Below are 18712 nucleotides of genomic sequence, written 5' to 3' on the forward strand. Positions count from 1 at the left end.
CCTTCGGCTCTCGTTCGTCCTCGGTGTGGCCGCCGCGCTGCTCGCCGTACCCACGGCCGCCCAGGCCCTGGAGACCGCCGCCCCCGCGCCCACCCTCGCGGCCCTAGAGGAACCCAACGGGAGCGGCGGTCCCGACATCCCCCGTCCGGCGGACGAGTTCGCCCAGGCGGACCGAGCGGAGCCGCTCACCCTTCTCCCGCTTGCGCACGGTTCGGCCGGGGCACGGAAGTGGCCGATGCCATACGGTGAACCTCCGCGTACTACCGGTAGCGTTCTGTGTGCATGACAGCTGTCAACGCGCGGGACGGGGGATCGGTGAGCGGCATAGTCGTCCATCTGCCGCAGGGGAGCGGCGGCGTCGTCGACGGAGAGCCGTACGGTGAGGCGGTGACCCTCAGGCTGGGCCCTGGGGAGCGGGCGCGCTTCGGGCGCGGCTCGTCGCGGACCCCGGTCGAGCTCCGTCTCGCCGACGAGGCGATCTCCCGCCTCGCGGGCGAGATCCGCGTCACGGACGACCACTGGCAGTTGAGCAACCACAGCACGACCCACAGCTATCTCGTGGAGAACCCGGAAGGCGCGGGCGAGTACCTGCGGGTGCCTCCCCGTCGGGCCGGTGCGCCGATCCCGTTCGAGTTCTCCCGGGTGGTGCTGCCCACGCGCCGTGACACCACCGTCTCCTTCCAGGTGTTCGCTCCCGACCACGTCTACCTCGATCCGCACGGCATGAGCGGCTCCTGGGAGAGTCGTACGGTCACGGCGTACTCGCTCGACGAGACGGCCACGTACTTCCTGGTCCTCGCCGCGCTCTGCGAACCCTGGTTACGCGACCAGTCCCCGGTGGCGGTGCCGACGACCCCGCAGGTCGTCGAACGGCTCAGAGGGCACTCCGCCTGCGCCAAGCTCACTCCCCGGGCGGTGAGTTCGCACATCGACTACCTCGCCGAGGAGAAGCTGAGGGTCGGTGGCGGCCCGGTCTCCGACGCGGGCCGGGGGGACCGTCGGCACGGCAAGCGCGAGGCCGTGGTCGGCGTCGCGCTGAGATTCGGGATCGTACGGGAGGAACACCTCGCACTGCTGCCGCCCCGGGCCGAACCGGCCGCACGGGGACGGTAGGGGCGGTGGTGCCGGTGGGGGGCCGGAGCACGTCGTGGGGGAGTGAACGCACGGAACTCCTGCCCGAGGGATACCGGTTGGGGAACTGGCTGGTCGCCGAGCCGATCGGGTCAGGCGGCTGGGCGACCGTGTACGCGGGCCGGCCGGCGGCCGAAGGGGAAGGGCCCGCGGCGCGGGACGAGGTCGCGCTCAAGGTCATGCCGACCGCGGGACTCGCACCCCGCCAAGCGGCTCGCGTGGCCGAAGCGGCCCGGCGTGAGGTCGAACTCGGCCGCGGGGCAGCCCATCCGAGGCTCGTGCGACTGATCGACTCGTTCGTGCTCACCTCACCCGGTCATCCGGCACTGGACGGCGCGATCGTCCTGGTCATGGAGCGCGCCCGCTGCACTCTGCGGGACCTGATCGGCGCCGGGCTGGCCGAGGCCGAGGGCGGTCGGCTGATCGCCGGGATCTGCGAGGGTCTCGCCCATCTGCACGCGGCCGGCTGGGTGCACGCCGACCTCAAGCCGGAGAACGTCCTGATCGGCCAGGACGGTGCGGTGAGGCTCTCGGACTTCGGGCTCGCCACCGAGCTGACGGGAACGCACGGGTACGCACCCCCGATGGGCACCCTGGACTACCTCCCGCCCGAGCGGTGGAAGGGCCCACTGGGAGAGCTGGGCGTGGAGGTCCGGCCGAGCGCCGACATCTGGGCCCTGGGCATCGTGATCCACGAGGTCTTCGCGTCCGGTGCCCCGCCGTTCACCGGCGCCACGCCGATGGCGCGGGGAGCTGCCGTACAGGAGTACGCGCAGGGGCGCGCGCCGCTCCGGATGGACCAGTCGGTCCCGGAGTTCTGGCGGGCCCTGGCCGCCGACTGCCTCGCCCCCACCCACGCCGACCGCGCCGCGCACACGGCCGAGAGTCTGCGCGGGCGGATCGCCGCCCACGAGGCACGAGAGCTCGCGCCGGCGCTCCGTACCGTTCGACGGGGGCGGCGGGCCCGGTCCGTGCTCCTCGCCGCCACGGTGTGCGGGGCGGTCGCCGCGGCGACGTGGACGTACGCGGGACGGGACGGAGGGCCCGGGCGGGGGGACGGTTCTGCCGGATCCCCGGTCCGGATCCGGGTGTTCAACGCCGAGCGGGGCTGCCAGGACCGCGCCGACCGGGACCCACAGTGCAGTCTGGGCCTGGCGATCGACCCCCTGCGGCCGTACACCGCCGAGAACGTCGTCCCCACCCGGGTCTGGCACGGCGACCTCCTCGACGCCGACTGCGAGGTCCCCCGCGGCCGGGCGATCATCGACGAGGAGGACCTGGAGTCGACCCGTTGGTTCCGCGTCCGCCTGCCGGGCGGGCCCGCCCGGCAGGCCTGGCTGCCGGCGGTCCGGACGAAGGACCGCCCGGTGCTCCCGCGATGCGCGCACCCCGCCTCCTGACGGACGGACGGCGCGGAGGCCACGGAAGGCGTGGAGCGCTAGGGCGTGTCTTGCCGATCAGGCCGGATCGGCAAGACACCCCCTAGGGAATGCGGGCGCTGACCGTCCGTGCGACGTGGGTGAGGACCTTGTCGCTCCAGCTCTTCTTCGACTCCGGGTACTCCCCGACGCCGTCCGCCGTGGACATGCCGTCCACCTCGAACTTGTACGGCCCCCGGAAGCAGGTCGGTCCCTCCGAGAGGTCCGGCAGGAAGCAGCCCTCCGCACCCAGCGCGGCCCCGAGGTCGCGGAACTCCTTCTTGAGCCGGGTCGCCTGCTCGCGCGCGTCCTTCATGTCCTCCCCGTAGCTCTCCCGTACGAGGGCGGGGTCGGCGATGGCCGTGAAGGTCAGCTTGATGCTGCTGTTGCGCTTGCTCTCGTACTCGGAGGGAAGCCCGAACTTGTACGAGCAGCCGCCGGCGGCCACGTCGCCGGTCGTGCCGGGAGCGGACTCGGTCAGCGGGTTGAAGTTCATGATGGTGACCTTCAGGGGCTCGCGCTCGAAGTCGGTCGCCTGCGGCAGGATCGCGTGGATCTCCGTGTCGCTCAGCACCTCGCAGGCGTTCGGCCACTGGGCCACGGGCAGCGAGCCGTTGGCCGCGGGCTGCGCGGCGAGCCGGGGGCCCGACGGCTCGGCCGTCCCGAACTCCAGTGCGGGCGGTGGGCTGCTGCAGCCGGCGAGCGCCAGCGGGGCGGTCACGGCAAGGACGACACACCATCGGTTCAGCCTGGACACGTCACATTCCCCCGAGCGTGAGGACTCCGATCGAGTGCCCATTCTTCCCGGGGCCGCACCGCCGATCGGCGGAGTTCCCGGCATCGGACCTGTGATCCTCACGACAGGTGGTCGCCGTGGGTGGTAGGTCGGTGGGATGCAGCCAGGCACAGCACCGACGGTCACCCCCTTCCTTCGTACGGCCGCCGCCTACGCGTGGCGACTGCTCGTCGTCGGCGCGCTCGTGTACAGCCTGTTCGCGGTGCTCGGGCGCTTCCACGAGATCGGCGTGGCCGTGTTCCTGGGGCTCGTGATCACCGCACTGCTCCGCCCCGTGGCCGACGTGGTCGCCCGGGGGCTGCCCCGGCCGCTCGCGGTCGCCCTCACCGTGCTGGGAAGCATCGCGCTCGTCCTCGGCGTGCTGACGCTGGTGGGCGAGGCGGTGGCGGGGGAGCGGACGACCCTCGTGCGCGAGTTCCGTACGGGGATCATCCGGATCGAGGACTGGCTGGAGCGGCCGCCGTTCCGGCTGGAGCCGGGGGCGCTGTCCGACCTCCAGGCCAGGATCGGACAGTTCCTCTCCAGCCACCGCTCGATCCTGGTCAGTACGGCTCTGAGCGGCGCCCATCATGTGGTGGCCGTGCTGACGACGCTGGCCCTCGCGCTGTTCTCCGCGGTGTTCTTCATCCACTCGGGCGACCGGCAGTGGGCCTGGTTCAAGGAACAGCTCCCCGCGTCGGTCCGTGACCGGGTGGCCGTCGGCGGGGGCGCGGCCTGGCGGACCTTCACCGGCTACACCCACGGGATCGTCCTGGTGGCGGCCGTGAACGCGGTGCTCGTCGGGATCGCCCTGTGGCTCCTCGGCGTTCCGCTGGCGGTTCCGCTGGCCCTCCTGGAGTTCCTGGCCGCGTTCGTGCCCCTGATCGGCTCGCCGATCGCCCTCGCGGTCGCCGCCGTCGTGGCGCTGGCCTCGCAGGGGCCGCTGGTGGCCGGGATCGTGGTCGGCCTGATCGTGGTGATCGGTCAGATCGAGGGCCATCTGCTGCACCCGATCGTCATGAGCTGGGCCGTACGGCTCCATCCGCTGGTCGTGGCGATCACGGTGATCGCGGGCTCGATCGCCGCCGGCATCGTGGGCGCCGTGGTGGCCGTACCGCTGGTCTCGGTGGTCTGGTCGGTCCACACGGCGCTGCGGGAGGCCCGTGCGGCGGCGGCGCCGGAGAGCTGATGCGGGGTGGTGAGGGGCGCGGAGCCCCTCACCACCCCCCTTCGGTGCCGACCGGTCAGATGTGGACCTGACTGCCGGGCACCCCCACACCGGAGGCGATCGTGCCGACGGTGGACCAACCGCCGCTGATCGCGGCGCCGTCGTTGATCCAGGCCCGGACGGATCCGTCCGCCCCGACCGTCAGGTAGTCCGTCCGGCCGTCGCCGTTGGCCTCGGCGAACAGCACCTGCGCACCCGGTGCGCCGAGGGCCGGCGCGTACCCGCCGAGGGCCGTCCAGTTGCCGGCCCCGTCCTTGTTGAGCCAGGCCTTCGCGGAGCCGTCGGCGGCGAGGGTGAGGTAGTCGGCCCGCCCGTCCGCGTTGAGGTCCACGAAGCGGACGGTGCTGCCCGCGGCGCCCGTACCGGACGCGATCTGGCCGGCGGCGGTCCAGCCGCCGTTGCCGTTGCCGCCCTGGTTGAGCCAGGCCCGCACCGAGCCGTCGGCGGCGACGGTGAGGTAGTCCGCGCGGCCGTCCGCGTCGATGTCGGCGAGCCGGACCTGGTCACCGGGGGCGCCCGTACCGGAGGCGTACGCCCCCAGGGACGTCCACCCCGCGCCGACGCCGTTGTTGAGCCAGGCACGCAGGGAGCCGTCGGCGGCGACGGTCAGGTAGTCGGCCCGGCCGTCCGCGTTGAGGTCGGCGAAGCGGACCTGGTCGCCGGGGGCGCCCATGGCCGCGATGATCTGGCCGAGCGAGGTCCAGCTCCCGGCGACGCCGTTGTTGAGCCAGGCGCGTACGGAGCCGTCGGCGGCCACGACGAGGTAGTCGTCCCTGCGGTCCGCGTTGACGTCCGCGAACCGCACCTGCGCGGCGGGCACTCCGGCGCCGGTCGCGAGGGTTCCGGCGGCCGTCCAGCCGCCTCCGCCGACACCGCCGCCGTCGCCGCCCTTGTTGAGCCAGGCGCGGACGGCGCCGCCGGCGTCGACGACCAGGTAGTCGGCGCGCCGGTCGGCGTCGATGTCCGCGAACCGCACGGAGGAGCCGGGGGCGTCCGCGCCGGAGGCGATCTGCCCGGCGCTGGTCCAGCCGGCGGTGCCGGTGCCGCCCTTGTTGAGCCAGGCGCGCACGGCGCCGCCGGCGTCGACGACCAGGTAGTCCGCGTACCCGTCGGCGTTGACGTCGGCGAACCGCACCTGGTCGGACGGAACGCCGACGCCGGAGGCGATCTGCCCGGCGGCCGTCCAGCCCGTGATGCCCGTACCGCCCTTGTTGAGCCAGGCGCGCACCGCCCCGTCGGGATCGACGACCACGTAGTCCGCGTACCGGTCCCCGTTGATGTCGGCGAACCGCACCTGACCACCCGCCAGGGTCACGCCCGAGGCGATCTGCCCGGCGGCCGTCCAACCCGCGACGCCCGTACCGCCCTTGTTGAGCCAGGCGCGCACGGCCCCGTTGGGGTCGACGACGAGATAGTCCGCGTATCCGTCGCCGCTGACGTCGGCGAACCGGACCTGGCCGCCCGCCAGCGGCACCCCGGACGCGATCTGCCCCGCGTCGGTCCAGCCGCCGCGGCCGTCACCGCCCTTGTTGAGCCACGCCCGTACGGCGCCGGCGGCGTCGACCGTCAGATAGTCGGCGCGCCCGTCGGCGTTCAGGTCGACCTGGTAGTCACCGAGACCGGCGCGCGGCGGCGCGGGCCGCACCGTCACCTGCGGGCTGATCCAGCCGCCGCGGGCCACCTGTGCGATGCCCTCGGCGAAGACGCCGGCCATCTTCACGTAGCCGCCGTCGTTGGGGTGCAGCCGGTCCCGCAGGTCGCCCACGTTCAGCGACCCCATGCTGACGAGACCGACCTTGTGGCCCTGGGCCTGCCGGGCCGCGACGATCCCGGGGATCTGCGCGTTGTACGCGTCGATCCGGGCCTGCACGGCCGGTGAGGACGAGGGGACGAGGGTGGCGACGACGATCGTGGTCTGCGGGGACGCGGCGATCATCTGGTCGACGAGGGAGGCGAGCCGCGCCGGGGCGGTGGCGACCTGGTGGTCGCGGTCCATGTCGTTCGTGCCGATGTGCAGCAGGACGACATTGGGCTTCGCCGCCTCCAGCCACGTGTCGATGTTCGCGGCGAGGCCCTCGATGAGCCAGCCCGAATGACCTTCGTGGTCGGTGTCCGGCAGCACACCGTGCTTCTGCGAACCGACGAAGTCGAGCAGGTCCGCGCGGGGCACGAGCTGCGGCCAGAGGGCGGCGCGGTAGCTGGACCGGGTGCTGCTTCCGGCGCCTTCGGTGATGGAGTCGCCGAGCGGCATCACGGTCAGGTTCGGGACGTGCCAGTTCTCGCTCTGCACGTCGGGGGTTCCGCCGAAGCCGGGGGTGTCGCTGTGGTCCTCGTACTGGTTGAGCGTTTCGACCGCGCTCATCGGATTGCCGGCGGTGACGGCGTCGACGGCCAGGAAGTTCGGCTTCCTGCGTGCGGCCGGCGTGCAGAACCGCTGTGCCCGGTTCAGTATCTTCTCGTTGTCGTTGCCCGGGGTCACCCCGATGGCGGCGTCACGGAAGTGGTTCATGACGAACAGACGACGGAACTTCGGCTCCTCCCTGGACAGCGGGACGTCGTCCCAGCGGGTGACGCAGGTCCAGTCGGAGTTGCCGGTGGGGGCGCCCATCGACCAGTAGTTCTCGGCCGTCCACGTCTTCTGGTGCATGATCCCCAGGCCGGTCTTGTCGCCCGAGCTGGAGAAGAGCAGCAGCCGGTCGTTCTCCGCGACGAGTTGGGAGATCCGGGGCCAACCCTTGCTCTGGACGTCCCACGGGGTGGCGGAGGGGTTGAACACCAGACCGTCGAGCTGACCGCCGGGGCCGAGGTCGTCGCCGACCTCGGCGGTCATGTCCGCGGCCGAGGTGTAGTCCTCGAAGAAGACCGTGACGATCTCCCGTTCGTTGCCCGGGGCCTTGAGGAAGTCGGCGATCGTGGTGAACACCTCGGACAGGGGCTGGGACGTCGGCGGGCACAGATCCGCGTTCTGGCCCGGGGGGTGGCAGAGCCTGACCCTGCCGTTGCGCTGGTAGGTGTCGAGCATCAGGGCCCGTACGCCCATGTTCAGCTGGGCCCCGACGGGAATCCCCTGGTTCTGGGTCGGGAACATCACACCCATGTCGCCGGGGTTGTTGAAGGCGTTGTGCGCGGTCAGGTACGTCACCTGGTCGAACGTCGGGTCGGCGGGCAGGGCCCGGCGGGTGGGCTCCGCCCGGGAGACGTACCAGAGCTGCCGCTCGCCGGTCGCCTGCGCGGTCGGGAACGTGACATCACTGCTGACCGACCGGTCCAGGGGCGTCTGCAGGAACTCCTGGTAACCGAACGGGCGGATCCGGTACCGCTCGCCCTTCACCTGTTCGAACACCCAGTCCGTGCCGGACCCGGCGCAGTCCCGGAACGCGAGACGCGCCTCGCCCTCGGCGTTGGAGTCCCGTCCCATGCAACGGTCGTCCTTGGTACGGCTCTTCACCTTGTAGGTGCCGTTGCTGTTCGGCGACGTCTGGAGGTACCACCACTGGTCCGACTCGTCCCCCTTGGGAGGCGAGGCCCGGAAGAGGAGTTCGGTCCCCGAGATCTGGTGGCCGCCGCCTCCCCGGCCGTTCTCGGTGTCGTCGCCGACGCTCTGGATCACGACGGTGGTGTCGGTGGGAGGTCCGCCGGCGGCGGGCGCGGCGACCGCGACCGAGGGCGCCACCGAGGCCGCCACTCCGCCGGCGAGCAGCGCACCGGCCAGGGACAGGGCTGTCGCCCTGAGGAAACGTCGCATGAAGGCCCTTTGCGTGGGGGTGGAGTCGGGTCCGTTGGGCACGGTCGGCCACCAGCCTCGCGATCCACGCTGACGTTTCACTGTCGTTCCGCTAACGGCTCCCGGGAGGGAACGGAGGGGCGGGCGTCCAGCCCCCGCGGGGGCGTGGGGTTGTCCCCAGGGAGGATGCAGGAGCTGGCTGGTTGGTTCCGTTGATCTTGGACGGCGAGGCTTGGCGGAGCCGGTGCAGCGAGGTGACCGGCCTGTCGAGCAGGGGAGTTCACCCATGTCCATGCGTACGCGGAAGAGCCGGCCCACAGACGGAACGGGGCCGTCCGGACGCCGCGGGCGGGCGGGCGCCGTGGCCGCGATCGCCGCCGCGCTGGCCGTCGCCGTCTCGGTGCCCGCGACGGCCGCCTCGTCCGCCCCGGCGCACGGGCCGCGCGACGCCGTCCGTGCGGGTCTGGAGCGCGTGGTGACCGAGGACGGCTTCCCCGCCGCACTCCTCGCCACCACCGGGCGCGACGGCCGGACCCGGAACCACACCGCCGGAGTCGGGGACCTCAGGACCGGGGCGAAAGTGCCGGTCGACGGGCAGGTGCGGGTGGGCAGCAACACCAAGACCTTCACGGCCGTGGTGGTCCTGCAGCTGGTGGGTGAGGGGAAGGTCGCGCTCGACGCCCCCGTCGAGCGCTATCTGCCGGGACTGCTGCGCGGTGACGGCATCGACGGCCGGCGCATCACCGTCCGCCAACTGCTGCAGCACACCAGCGGTCTGCCCGAGTACACGAGCGTCCTGATGGACCGGGTCTTCGGCGAGCAGCGGCACACCTACTACCAGCCCCGCACTCTGCTCGACGTGGCCCTGGAGCGCAGGGCCGAGTTCGCCCCCGGGGCGCGCTGGTCGTACAGCAACACCAACTACGTCGTCGCCGGGCTGCTCGTCGAGAAGGTCACCGGTCGCCCGATCGCCGAGCAGATCACGAAGCGGGTCGTCGATCGCGTCGGGCTGCGGCACACCTACTTCCCCGATGTGGGCGAGGAGGGCATCCGGGAGGCGCACCCGCGCGGTTACCACGCGAGCGGGCCCGGGGCGCCGCCGACCGACATCACCAGGATCGACCCGTCGTGGGGATGGGCGGCGGGGCAGCTGGTCTCCACCCCGGGCGACCTCAACCGCTTCTTCTCCGCCCTGATCGGCGGCGAGCTCCTGAAGCCCGCGCAGCTCGCCCAGATGCGTACCACCGTGGAGATCCCGGACGACGGCTCCGGATCCACGCCCGGCAGCCGATACGGCCTCGGGCTCATCAGTACGCCGCTCAGTTGTGGCGGTGTGATGTGGGGACACGGCGGCAACATTCCCGGCTATCACACCTACCCCGGAGTCACCGACCGAGGGCGCGCCGCCACCATCGCCGTCACCGCTCTCCGGCCGCCCACGGCGAAGGGCTTCACCAGCGCGGACGCGGTCGTCGACACGGCGCTGTGCGCGAAGTGACGGACCGTCAAAGGTAGTGCCCGCACCGGAGGGTGGGTCCCGGTTGTCGTGCGGGGTCTTGCGCAGGACTGCCGGTCTCTCTACTCTCCCGGCCAATGGTTAGGAATATTTCCTAACCATTGGCCATGGAGGGAAAGGGAGTTGTCATGCGTCGACGAAGCGTCTCGCTTCTCGGGCTCGCAGGTCTGCTGGCGTTGCCCCTGACGGTGCTGCCACAGGCACAGGCCGCCGACGGTCTGGTGTCCACCGGCAAGACGGTGACGGCCTCGTCCGTCGAGACCTCGGCCTTCGGGCCCGGTCTCGCGGTGGACGGAAACACGGGCACTCGTTGGGCGAGCCTCGAAGGGGTCGACCCGCAGTGGATCCGCATCGACCTCGGGGCCAACCACACGATCTCCCGCATCAAGCTCAACTGGGAGGACGCGTACGGGAAGACCTACCGGATACAGACCTCGGCCGACGGGTCGACCTGGTCGGACGTCTACTCCACCACCGCGGGTGACGGCGCGACCGATGACCTGACGGTCTCCGGCAGCGGCCGCTACGTCCGCATGTACGGCACCGGCCGCGGCACGGCGTACGGCTACTCCCTCTGGGAGTTCGAGGTGTACGGCGCGCCCACCGGCGGCGGCGGGGGCGGCGGGACGGCCGTCCCCTTCGGCAGTCACCTCAAGCCCTACACCGCCGGCATGCTGAAGCCCTCAGGCTCTCAGGCCACGACCGACCAGAAGGTCGTCGAGTACTACAACAAGTGGAAGTCGGCCTTCGTCCGGCAGAACTGCGGCAACGGCTGGTACCAGATCATCTCGCCCGACGCCGATCACCCGTACGTCGCCGAGGCGCAGGGGTACGGCATGGTCGTCACCGCGACCATGGCCGGTGCCGACCCCGACGCGAAGAAGATCTTCGACGGCCTCGTGAAGTGGAAGATCGACCACCCGTCCTCCGTCAACCCGAACCTGCTCGCCGCCGAACAGGACGTCGCCTGCAAGAGCGTCAACGGCGGTGACGGCGCCACCGACGGCGACATGGACGTGGCCTACGGCCTGCTCCTCGCCGACAAGCAGTGGGGCAGCACCGGCACCTACAACTACAAGGACCTCGCGCTCAAGCACATCGCCGCGATCAAGAAGGACGAACTCAACCCCACGACCAAGCTCCTGAAGCTCGGAGACTGGAGCAGCTCCGGCGACCAGTACTACTACATCACCCGTACTTCGGACTGGATGGTCGACCACTTCCGCGCCTTCCGCACGGCCTCGGGCGACACGACCTGGGACGCCGTGCGCACCGCGCACCAGACCCAGATCTCCCGCCTCCAGTCGACCTACGCCTCCGGCACCGGACTCCTCCCCGACTTCGTGGTCGACACCAACACCACGCCCAAGCCCGCACCCGGCCAGGTCCTGGAGGACCCCAACGACGGCGCCTTCTGGTGGAACGCCTGTCGCACCCCCTGGCGCATCGCCGACGACGCGGTGACCAGCGGTGACGCCACCTCGCTGGCGGCCGCCCGGAAGCTCAACAGCTGGATCAAGACCAAGACGGGCGGCGACCCGAACAAGATCGCCATCGGCTACAAGCTCAACGGCACCCAGATCTCCGCGGGCAGCGAGGCCGCCTTCTTCGCCCCGTTCGCTGTGGCGGCCATGACCGACTCGGGCAGCCAGGCCTGGCTGGACGCGCTGTGGAACAAGATGCTGGCCACCCCGATCGACACCAGCAGCTACTTCTCCGCGAGCATCCAGCTCCAGGTCATGATCACGGCCTCGGGCAACCACTGGGTCCCGTAGGGACCGTCAGACAGGACCCAGCGGCACGGGCAGCGCCCTGAGGTAGCCGGACAGGGCCGCCGCGGTCCCGCCGAGCGGGAACCGGGCGGCGAGCTGCCCGTCGGGGCGTACGACGAAGCCGGTGGCGCCGTCGGGGAGATAGAGCCGAGCGAACTCCCCGGCGGCGTCGCGGTACGCCGGAACGCCGAGGGAAACGGGATCCTGTGGATCGCCGGCCGGGGGGAGTACGGCGAGGACGTCGAGGGGAAGCAGCCCACAGCAGGCCCTCGCCTCCGACGCCGCGGCGGCCAGCTCGGGGCCCTCGGCTCCGTACAGCACGACCACATGCCCCGGGCGGCGGCGCAGCACGTCGAGCAGTCGCAGCGGGTAGGCGGCGATCGGCGTGGTCAGCCCGGTGCAGTCAGGGGCCCGGTCGCCGGGCTGCGGCGCGTCGACCGGGCCGTACGGCACGTCGGCGAGCGGACCGTCGCGGTAGCCGACGAGCAGCTGGGCCTCGCGGAGGATCAGGGTCCGCCGGTCGGCCGGGTCGTTCTCGAACCCCCGGGTGGAGTGCCGCACGGTACGGCCCACGACCTCCTCGCCCACCGGCCGGCGCTCGGCGTCATAGCTGCCGAGCAGCGCAGGCCCGGCCTCGCCCCGCACCACGAGGGCGAGCTTCCAGGCCAGATTGGCGGCGTCCTGGACACCGGTGTTCATGCCCTGGGCGCCGGTGGGCGGGTGGATGTGGGCGGCGTCGCCCGCGACGAACACCCGCCCCTCGCCGTAGCGGTCGACGATGCGGTGGCTGACGCGGAAGACCGAGGACCAGCGGAGACCGGAGAGCCGGGTGGGGCGCGGCGCCAGCCGGTCGACGACCGCCTGCAGGTGCGAAAGCTCCGGACCGTCTCCGTCGTCGAGACCGTGGGCGACACCGTCCGACGCCGCCACCGGTGCCGCCAGTTCGGGCGGGACGTTCATGGACATCCGATAGCGGCCTGCTCCCGGCAGCGGGATGCAGACCAGCACGTCGTCGAGGGAACCGTCGTCGGCGCGGTGCTCGGAGCGGAGTGCGTACCCCTGGGGCAGGTCCCAGTCCGCATCGGTCTCGACGTCGCCGAGCATGTACGTGTCCGGGAACGCGCCGCCCTCGTACGACAGGCCGAGCGTCTTGCGGACGATGCTGTGCGCCCCGTCGCAACCGACCAGATACCGGACCCGCAGCTCTTCGGCCGCCCCCGACGCGGTGCGCAACCGTGCGGTGACCCCGTCCGGGTCCTGGGTGAACGAGACCAGCTCGGTGTCGCGTTCGATGACCGTCCCGAGCCCGGCGAGGTACTCCTCCAGGAGCCGCTCGGTCTCGTACTGCGGCAACGCGGCGAAGCCGTACGGCACCTCCGGAGGCAGCTCCAGGTCGAGGCGCGCCGCCTCCCTGCCGTTGACATAGGTCAGTTGGCCGCGCATCGGGACGGCGGCCTCCAGGACGGCACGGACCAGGCCCATCCGGTCCCATACCTCCAGGGTGCGCGGCTGGATCCCGACCGCCTTCGCGTACGGGAGCCGGGCCGGCAACCGGTCGACGAGCCGGCAGCGCACGCCGTGGCGGCGCAGCTCGGCGGCGGCGCTCAGGCCTACCGGCCCCGCGCCCACGATCAGTACGTCGGTGGTGGTGCCGGAGTGCGCCACGGGTTCCTCCAGTGCTGGCCGGCTTCCGGGCAGGGCCCGCATTCCATGGTCACCCGGGTCCGCCCGTTCGGCGAGCCGTGCGGCGGGGCGGCCGCACGCGCGCGTAGGACTGCCGTACCGGTCGGTGATGCCGTACCGAACCGGTGTACGGAACCGGATGGGCATGCCCGGCGTCCCTCCCGGGCATGAGCGAGAACCCCGACCCCGATGCGGACGGCGACGGCCGGACGGAGAGCGCCGTCGGCTGTCTGCTCGCCCTCGCCGGGGCTGTCGCCGCGGCGGTCTTCGCACTGCCCCGGGCCGCGTACAGCGTCGAGGGAGGGTTCGAGGCACACGCACGGGACTGGAGTGTCATCCTCGTCGAGGTACCGCTGATCCTCCTCGCGGGCCTCCTCGTCCCGCCCATGACCTGGGCGGCCGCGACGCGGTGGCTGCGCCCCTGGGCGGCGTTCCTCGTCTGCGCGGCCGTCGTCGCGCTCGGCCTGTGGGCCGTCGCGGCCGTGTGGCATCCGCGCCAGGGCCCCGATCCGGGGTACGGGCCCGGCATCTGACGGCCGTTCGAGGAACGGTACGGTGCCGGTCGGGCACCCCTCGGGGTCGGAGGAAGGACGAGAAACCCATGACACAGGAGCACACCCGGCACGCCCTGCCGACAGTCGTCTCCCACCCGGTGGGCCATGTGGTCGGAGGACGCGACGAGGTACGGGACGACGAGTGGGGCGACGTCGTGTCGGTCATCCGGCTGGACGCGGAGGCCTTCGGCCCCGAGGCGCTCGCCGGTCTCGACGCCTTCTCGCACCTGGAGGTGGTCTACCACTTCGACCGCGTACGACCGGACGCCGTGCAGACCGGCGCCCGCCACCCGCGCGGAAACACGGAGTGGCCGCTGGTCGGGATCTTCGCCCAGCGCGGCAAGAACCGCCCCAACCGCATCGGCGTCTCCCGCTGCCGGCTGCTCCGCACGGAAGGGCTCGACCTTCATGTGCGGGGCCTGGACGCGGTCGCCGGCACGCCGGTCCTCGACATCAAGCCGTACATGACGGAGTTCGGCCCCCAGGGCCCGACCACCCAGCCCGCCTGGGCGGACGAGATCATGCGTCACTACTACTGAGCCGGGAGCCGGGAGCCGGGAGCGGGGAGCGGGGCGAGTCGGACCGCCGAGCCCCCGCTCCCCGGTGGTGAATGTGCGTACGGAACTCGAACTAGGGTTTCCCCGTGCGTGTACTCCTGGTGGAAGACGACGAGCCGGTCGCGGAGTCCCTGCGGCGAGGGCTGCTGCGCTACGGGTTCGAGGTGGAGTGGGTCACCACGGGAGCGGCGGGGCTCGCCGTCACCACGCCGTACGACCTGGTGCTGCTCGATCTCGGCCTGCCCGACACCGACGGGCTCGACGTCTGCCGGGCGCTTCGGCGGCGCGGAGACGTACCCATCATCGTGATCAGCGCCCGCAGCGACGAGACCGATCGGGTCGTCGGCCTGGAGATCGGGGCCGACGACTACGTCTCCAAGCCCTTCGGGGTGCGCGAGGTGATCGCCCGGATCCGGGCCGTGATGCGACGTGTGCGGCCGGCGGACCGGCCCGCGGGGCCCCAGTACTACGGGACCCGGCTGAGCGTCGACCGCAAGGCGGCGCGAGTCCGGCTCGACGGCGCCGAGGTGGCGCTGACGCCCAAGGAGTACGACCTGCTGTCGTTCCTCACCGAGGAACCGGGCGCCTTGATGTCCCGTGAGCAGATCATGGAGGCCGTCTGGGACGCCAACTGGTTCGGCCCGACCAAGACGTTGGACGTGCACGTGGCGGGGCTGCGGCGCAAGCTGGCCGGGGCGGTGTCCATCGAGGCCGTCCGCGGAGTCGGCTTCAGACTGGTCGTCGAGGCCGTCGAGGCCGTCGAGGCCGTCGAGGCCGTCGAGGCCGTCGAGGCCGTCGAGGCCGTCGAGGCCGTCGAGGCCGTCGAATCGGCCCGACCGGATCCGGCGTGATCAAGCGGCTGATCGTCAGCTACGTGGCGCTCGTCGCGGTCGCCCTCGCCGCCTTCACCGTGCCGGTCGCCTTCACGCTCACCGCGCAACTGCGGGGGGACACCGAGGAGTCCGTGCGCCGTGAGGCCACCACGATGGCGCTGCTGCTCGGGGACGGCGACGAGCCCGCCCGGCAGGCGCTGGCCCGGATGGCGGGGGCGTACGCCGACGAGACTCCCGGCACCGTCGAGGTGGTCGCGGCCGACGGCACGAGCGCCGTACCCACGCTGCCCCTGCCGGCGGACCCGGACGACCCCGCGTTCGGCGAGGCGCTCGGGCGGGGGAGGACCACCGTCGACTGGGGTTCGCGGCTCGTGTGGGGGCCCGAGCTGGTGGTCACCGTGCCCGTGTACGCGCGCGGGGAGGCCGTGACGCGGGAGGAACGGATCGTCGGCGCGGTGCGCATCCGGTACGAGACCGCCGACCTCACCGGCCGGCTCTGGCGGATCTGGGGCTTCCGGGCCATCCTCGCGGTCGGCGTGCTCGCGGTCGCGGCCGGGCTCGGCGCGATCGTGGCCCGGTTGCTCACCAAGCCGCTGCGCCAGCTCAACGACATGGCCAGCCGCTTCGGCGACGGCGATCTCACCGCCCGCTCACCCGTGACCGGTCCCCAGGAGACGCAGACCCTGGCCCGTACGCTCAACCAGGGCGCCGAGCGGCTCGACACCCTGGTCGCCTCGCAGCGCATCTTCGTCGCGGACGCCTCGCACCAGCTGCGTACGCCGCTGACGGCGCTGCGGCTCTCGCTCGACAACATCGCGGACGGGGTCGACGACGAGTTCGTCCGCGAGGACGTCGACCAGGCCACCGCCGAGGTCGTGCGGATGAGCCGTCTGGTCAGCGGCCTGCTCGTGCTCGCCCGTGCCGAGGCGAAGGTGTCGGCGCCCGAACCGCTGCCCCTGCGCGAGCTGGTCGAGGAACGGCTGGACGTCTGGCGCCCGGCGGCCGACGAGCGCGGCGTGACCATCGTCCTCACCGGCGACGCCGACGACCGGCTCCGGGTGCTCGCGGGGCCCGGCAACCTCGACCAGGTCCTCGACAACGTCCTCTCCAACGCCCTGGAGGTCTCTCCCGACCGGGGGACGATCACCGTACGGGTGGACGTCGGCGGTCAGGACGAGGCCGTCCTGGAGGTCCTCGACCAGGGCCCCGGCATGTCCGCCGCCGAACAGGCCCGCGCCTTCGACCGGTTCTGGCGCGGCCAGGGGCTGACCGGCCGTACCGGATCCGGTCTCGGCCTCGCCATCGTCAAGCAGCTGGTCACGGACGACGGCGGCGGGGTGGCCCTCCGGGACGCGCCCGGCGGCGGACTGTGCGTACGGATCGGGTTGCGGACGCCGGCCGAGGCGCCCCGGTGGATCAGCCCTCGGCCGGCAGCACCGAGGAGTGGTGGTTGACGATCAGCCACCGGCCGTCCCGCTTCTCGTACGCGTAGGAGTAGCGGGCCTCGACGGCCTGGGTGGCGCCGGTCCTCGGGTCGGTGAGGTGGAAGCGGTAGAGGCCTGCGTCGATCGCCGAGTTCTCGTCCAGGACGGTGATCACCGAGCGGATCTTCTCACCCCGCGGCTTCTTCTGGAGGAAGTGCTCGAAGTAGTCGGCGATGTCCGCGTGGTCGGTACGGATCCGGGGCGAGGCGGTCGGCAGCAGGACGGCGTCCTCGGCGTACCGGTCGGTGACCTTCTCCGCGTCCCCGGTCCGCAGCGCCGCGTTCCACCGGTCGAAGAGGCCGGCGATCTCCCGCTCACCGACCTTGCCGCGCCTGCCGTCCTTCTCGCCCGCCTGGGCGATGCCGACCCCGGCGGTGAGGGTGCCGAGGGTCGCCACGGCGAGTCCGGCGGCCAGGACGGCACGGGTACGGGATATGGGCTTCATCGGGACTCCTGCGTCAGGTGAACGTCCGCCGAACGCCGTTGCGTTCGCGTGCGGCCACTCTCGCGTCGCCCGGTACAGCGCCCGTACAACCCCCGTACAGCACACGGCAAAGGTACGGACAGGACACGCGCAGGCGGCCGCCCGTGGGATCGCCGCCGGGCGGGCCCTACGGCTCCACGACGCCCCGGACGACGCCGAGGTCCAGGAGGTCCCGTGGGCGCAGACGGAGTTGGTCCGCCGTGGTGTCGGACTCCTCCGGCGGGCGCTTGAGGATGGACGCGGCCGCCTCCGGGGCGATCACCGAGAAGTAACTGTCGGGCGTGGCCCAGAGGTTGTCGGGGGCGGCGAGGGCGAGCGCGCCGCCGGAGCCGCCCTCGCCGATGAGGAGGGAGGTGACGGGGACGCGGGCGGAGACCACGGCGGCGAACAGGTCGGCGATCGCGGGGCCCGCTCCGGCGCGCTCCGCCGCCGGGTCGTTGGCCGCCCCCGGCGTGTCGATGAGGGTGAGGACCGGGATCCCCAGCCGGTCGGCGAGCCTCACGAGCCGGGCGGCCGTACGGAAGCCGGCCGGGCGGGTCGCGGTCCCGCACTGCGCGGCGTACGCGACCGTACGGCCGTCGGGGAGCCGCCCGAAGCCGCACCGCATGCCCGGGTCGACGCCCCCGGAGCGGTCGCCCGAGATCTCCTCGCGGACGGAGAAGTGCGCGTCGAGGTACGTGGCGGCCCGGGGCCGCTCGGGGTGCCGGGCGCGGGCCACCGCTTCCCGGCCGCTCGCGGCGGGTGGCGTGACCGGGTCGCCGAGCGCACGCGGCGGAGCGACCGGGCCCTGCGCGGGGCGGGTGAGCAGGGAGAGCCAGCGCCCGAGGGTGCCGGGGAGTGCGTCGGGAGTCACGATCGCGTCGACGTGGCCATGGGCGAGCTGTGCCTCCGCCGTGTACGCGGCAGGGTCCGCGTCCGGCGGGCGGACGCGGGAACCGGCGAAGCCGACCTGGGCTCCGGGCAGCGCGAGGACCACATCCGATCCGGCGCCGAGCGTGGCCCAGCCGCCGCCCGTCGTCGGATCCCTCAGGACGGCGATCTGCGGCAGTCCGGCGGCCCGGGTGAGAGCGGACTCGCGGGCCAGGAACTGGAGTTGGAGAAGGGCGCGCATCCCTTCGTGCATCCGGCTGCCGCCGGTGGCCGGCAGCACGACCACGGGCAGTCGTCGCGCGCGGGCCAGTGCGTGGGCGGCGGCGGCCCGCGCGCCGGTCCGCTCCCCGAGGGAGCCGCCGAGGAACCGGAACTCGAAGGAGATCAGGACCACTTGTACGCCGCCGATCCCGCCCGTCCCGCAGACCACCGACTCGGTCTCGCCGGTGCGGGCGGAGGCACGCGCGTGCGTGTCGGAGTAGCCGGGCCACCCGATCGGCCCGTCGCCGGTCAAAGGGCCCTCGGTGAAGGGGAGTTCGGTGAAGTCGTCGCCGGTGACGAGACTGATCGCCTCGCGTGCCGTCGTCGGGTCGCTCATCCGGGCCTCGCAGCTCGTCGACGGGGTGTGGGGGAGGGGCGGACCGGGGGCGTGGAGCCTCCCGGATCTTGCCCTCCCACCGTAC

General features: G+C 72.4%; 14 protein-coding genes. 9 read left to right on the forward strand and 5 right to left on the reverse strand.

Annotation, left to right across the window (positions count from 1 at the left end):
* Positions 1–315 precede the first annotated feature (315 nt).
* Positions 316–1113, forward strand: a complete 798-nt coding sequence (locus OG514_RS28615; protein ID WP_266900995.1) for a serine/threonine protein kinase — start codon at positions 316–318, stop codon at positions 1111–1113.
* Between the two features lie 77 nt (positions 1114–1190).
* Positions 1191–2531, forward strand: a complete 1341-nt coding sequence (locus OG514_RS28620) for a serine/threonine-protein kinase (protein WP_266899714.1) — start codon at positions 1191–1193, stop codon at positions 2529–2531.
* An 82-nt stretch (positions 2532–2613) separates the two neighbouring features.
* On the opposite strand, the gene OG514_RS28625 is transcribed toward OG514_RS28620, so the two are convergent.
* Positions 2614–3270 (reverse strand): hypothetical protein, encoded by a 657-nt coding sequence (locus tag OG514_RS28625; RefSeq protein WP_266899716.1) that lies wholly within the window; start codon positions 3268–3270, stop codon positions 2614–2616.
* Positions 3271–3442: 172 nt separating this feature from the next.
* Here OG514_RS28625 and OG514_RS28630 point away from each other — a divergent pair, with 172 nt between their 5' ends.
* Positions 3443–4513 carry an AI-2E family transporter gene (locus tag OG514_RS28630; protein WP_266899718.1) on the forward strand — a complete coding sequence of 357 codons (1071 nt, stop codon included), beginning with the start codon at positions 3443–3445 and terminating at the stop codon, positions 4511–4513.
* 55 nt (positions 4514–4568) lie between these two features.
* Here OG514_RS28630 and OG514_RS28635 read toward each other — a convergent pair whose 3' ends face one another.
* On the reverse strand, positions 4569–8297 hold the full coding sequence (locus OG514_RS28635; protein WP_266899720.1) for an FG-GAP-like repeat-containing protein: 3729 nt from the start codon (positions 8295–8297) through the stop codon (positions 4569–4571).
* 265 nt (positions 8298–8562) lie between these two features.
* On the opposite strand from OG514_RS28635, the gene OG514_RS28640 reads away from it, so the two are divergent.
* Both OG514_RS28640 and OG514_RS28645 read left to right on the forward strand, forming a co-directional pair.
* Positions 8563–9774 carry a serine hydrolase gene (locus OG514_RS28640; RefSeq protein ID WP_266899722.1) on the forward strand — a complete coding sequence of 404 codons (1212 nt, stop codon included), beginning with the start codon at positions 8563–8565 and terminating at the stop codon, positions 9772–9774.
* A gap of 146 nt (positions 9775–9920) precedes the next feature.
* Positions 9921–11567 carry a glycosyl hydrolase family 8 gene (locus OG514_RS28645; RefSeq protein ID WP_266899724.1) on the forward strand — a complete coding sequence of 549 codons (1647 nt, stop codon included), beginning with the start codon at positions 9921–9923 and terminating at the stop codon, positions 11565–11567.
* Between the two features lie 6 nt (positions 11568–11573).
* On the opposite strand, the gene OG514_RS28650 is transcribed toward OG514_RS28645, so the two are convergent.
* The gene (locus tag OG514_RS28650; RefSeq protein WP_266900996.1) at positions 11574–13271 is read right to left on the reverse strand and encodes an FAD-dependent monooxygenase; all 1698 of its coding nucleotides are present in this window, start codon (positions 13269–13271) and stop codon (positions 11574–11576) included.
* Between the two features lie 143 nt (positions 13272–13414).
* Between OG514_RS28650 and OG514_RS28655 the strand changes: the two genes are divergently transcribed.
* The 4 genes from OG514_RS28655 (at position 13415) to OG514_RS28670 (ending at position 16645) form a co-directional block, all read left to right on the forward strand.
* Positions 13415–13780, forward strand: a complete 366-nt coding sequence (locus OG514_RS28655) for a hypothetical protein (RefSeq protein ID WP_266899726.1) — start codon at positions 13415–13417, stop codon at positions 13778–13780.
* Between the two features lie 68 nt (positions 13781–13848).
* On the forward strand, positions 13849–14340 hold the full coding sequence (locus OG514_RS28660; protein WP_266899728.1) for an SAM-dependent methyltransferase: 492 nt from the start codon (positions 13849–13851) through the stop codon (positions 14338–14340).
* Between the two features lie 104 nt (positions 14341–14444).
* On the forward strand, positions 14445–15209 hold the full coding sequence (locus OG514_RS28665; protein ID WP_266899730.1) for a response regulator transcription factor: 765 nt from the start codon (positions 14445–14447) through the stop codon (positions 15207–15209).
* Positions 15206–16645 (forward strand): HAMP domain-containing sensor histidine kinase, encoded by a 1440-nt coding sequence (locus OG514_RS28670; RefSeq protein WP_266899732.1) that lies wholly within the window; start codon positions 15206–15208, stop codon positions 16643–16645. Before OG514_RS28665 ends, OG514_RS28670 begins: the two co-directional genes overlap by 4 nt.
* Here OG514_RS28670 and OG514_RS28675 read toward each other — a convergent pair.
* Positions 16608–17120: an SgcJ/EcaC family oxidoreductase gene (locus OG514_RS28675; RefSeq protein ID WP_266899734.1), complete on the reverse strand. Its 513-nt coding sequence runs from the start codon at positions 17118–17120 to the stop codon at positions 16608–16610. The two genes, OG514_RS28670 and OG514_RS28675, sit on opposite strands and share 38 nt — an antisense overlap.
* A 166-nt stretch (positions 17121–17286) precedes the next feature.
* The gene (locus OG514_RS28680) at positions 17287–18627 is read right to left on the reverse strand and encodes a carboxyl transferase domain-containing protein (protein WP_266899736.1); all 1341 of its coding nucleotides are present in this window, start codon (positions 18625–18627) and stop codon (positions 17287–17289) included.
* Between the last annotated feature and the right edge of the window lie 85 nt (positions 18628–18712).

This window comes from Streptomyces sp. NBC_00572, assembly GCF_026341815.1.
Lineage (GTDB): Bacteria > Actinomycetota > Actinomycetes > Streptomycetales > Streptomycetaceae > Streptomyces.

Coding starts and splice junctions, on each gene's coding strand:
- OG514_RS28630 (WP_266899718.1), top strand. CDS start 3,443: ATGCAGCCAGGCACAGCACCGACGGTCACCCCCTTCCTTCGTACGGCC.
- OG514_RS28635 (WP_266899720.1), bottom strand. CDS start 8,297: ATGCGACGTTTCCTCAGGGCGACAGCCCTGTCCCTGGCCGGTGCGCTG.
- OG514_RS28640 (WP_266899722.1), top strand. CDS start 8,563: ATGTCCATGCGTACGCGGAAGAGCCGGCCCACAGACGGAACGGGGCCG.
- OG514_RS28645 (WP_266899724.1), top strand. CDS start 9,921: ATGCGTCGACGAAGCGTCTCGCTTCTCGGGCTCGCAGGTCTGCTGGCG.
- OG514_RS28650 (WP_266900996.1), bottom strand. CDS start 13,271: ATGCGGGCCCTGCCCGGAAGCCGGCCAGCACTGGAGGAACCCGTGGCG.
- OG514_RS28655 (WP_266899726.1), top strand. CDS start 13,415: ATGAGCGAGAACCCCGACCCCGATGCGGACGGCGACGGCCGGACGGAG.
- OG514_RS28660 (WP_266899728.1), top strand. CDS start 13,849: ATGACACAGGAGCACACCCGGCACGCCCTGCCGACAGTCGTCTCCCAC.
- OG514_RS28675 (WP_266899734.1), bottom strand. CDS start 17,120: ATGAAGCCCATATCCCGTACCCGTGCCGTCCTGGCCGCCGGACTCGCC.
- OG514_RS28680 (WP_266899736.1), bottom strand. CDS start 18,627: ATGAGCGACCCGACGACGGCACGCGAGGCGATCAGTCTCGTCACCGGC.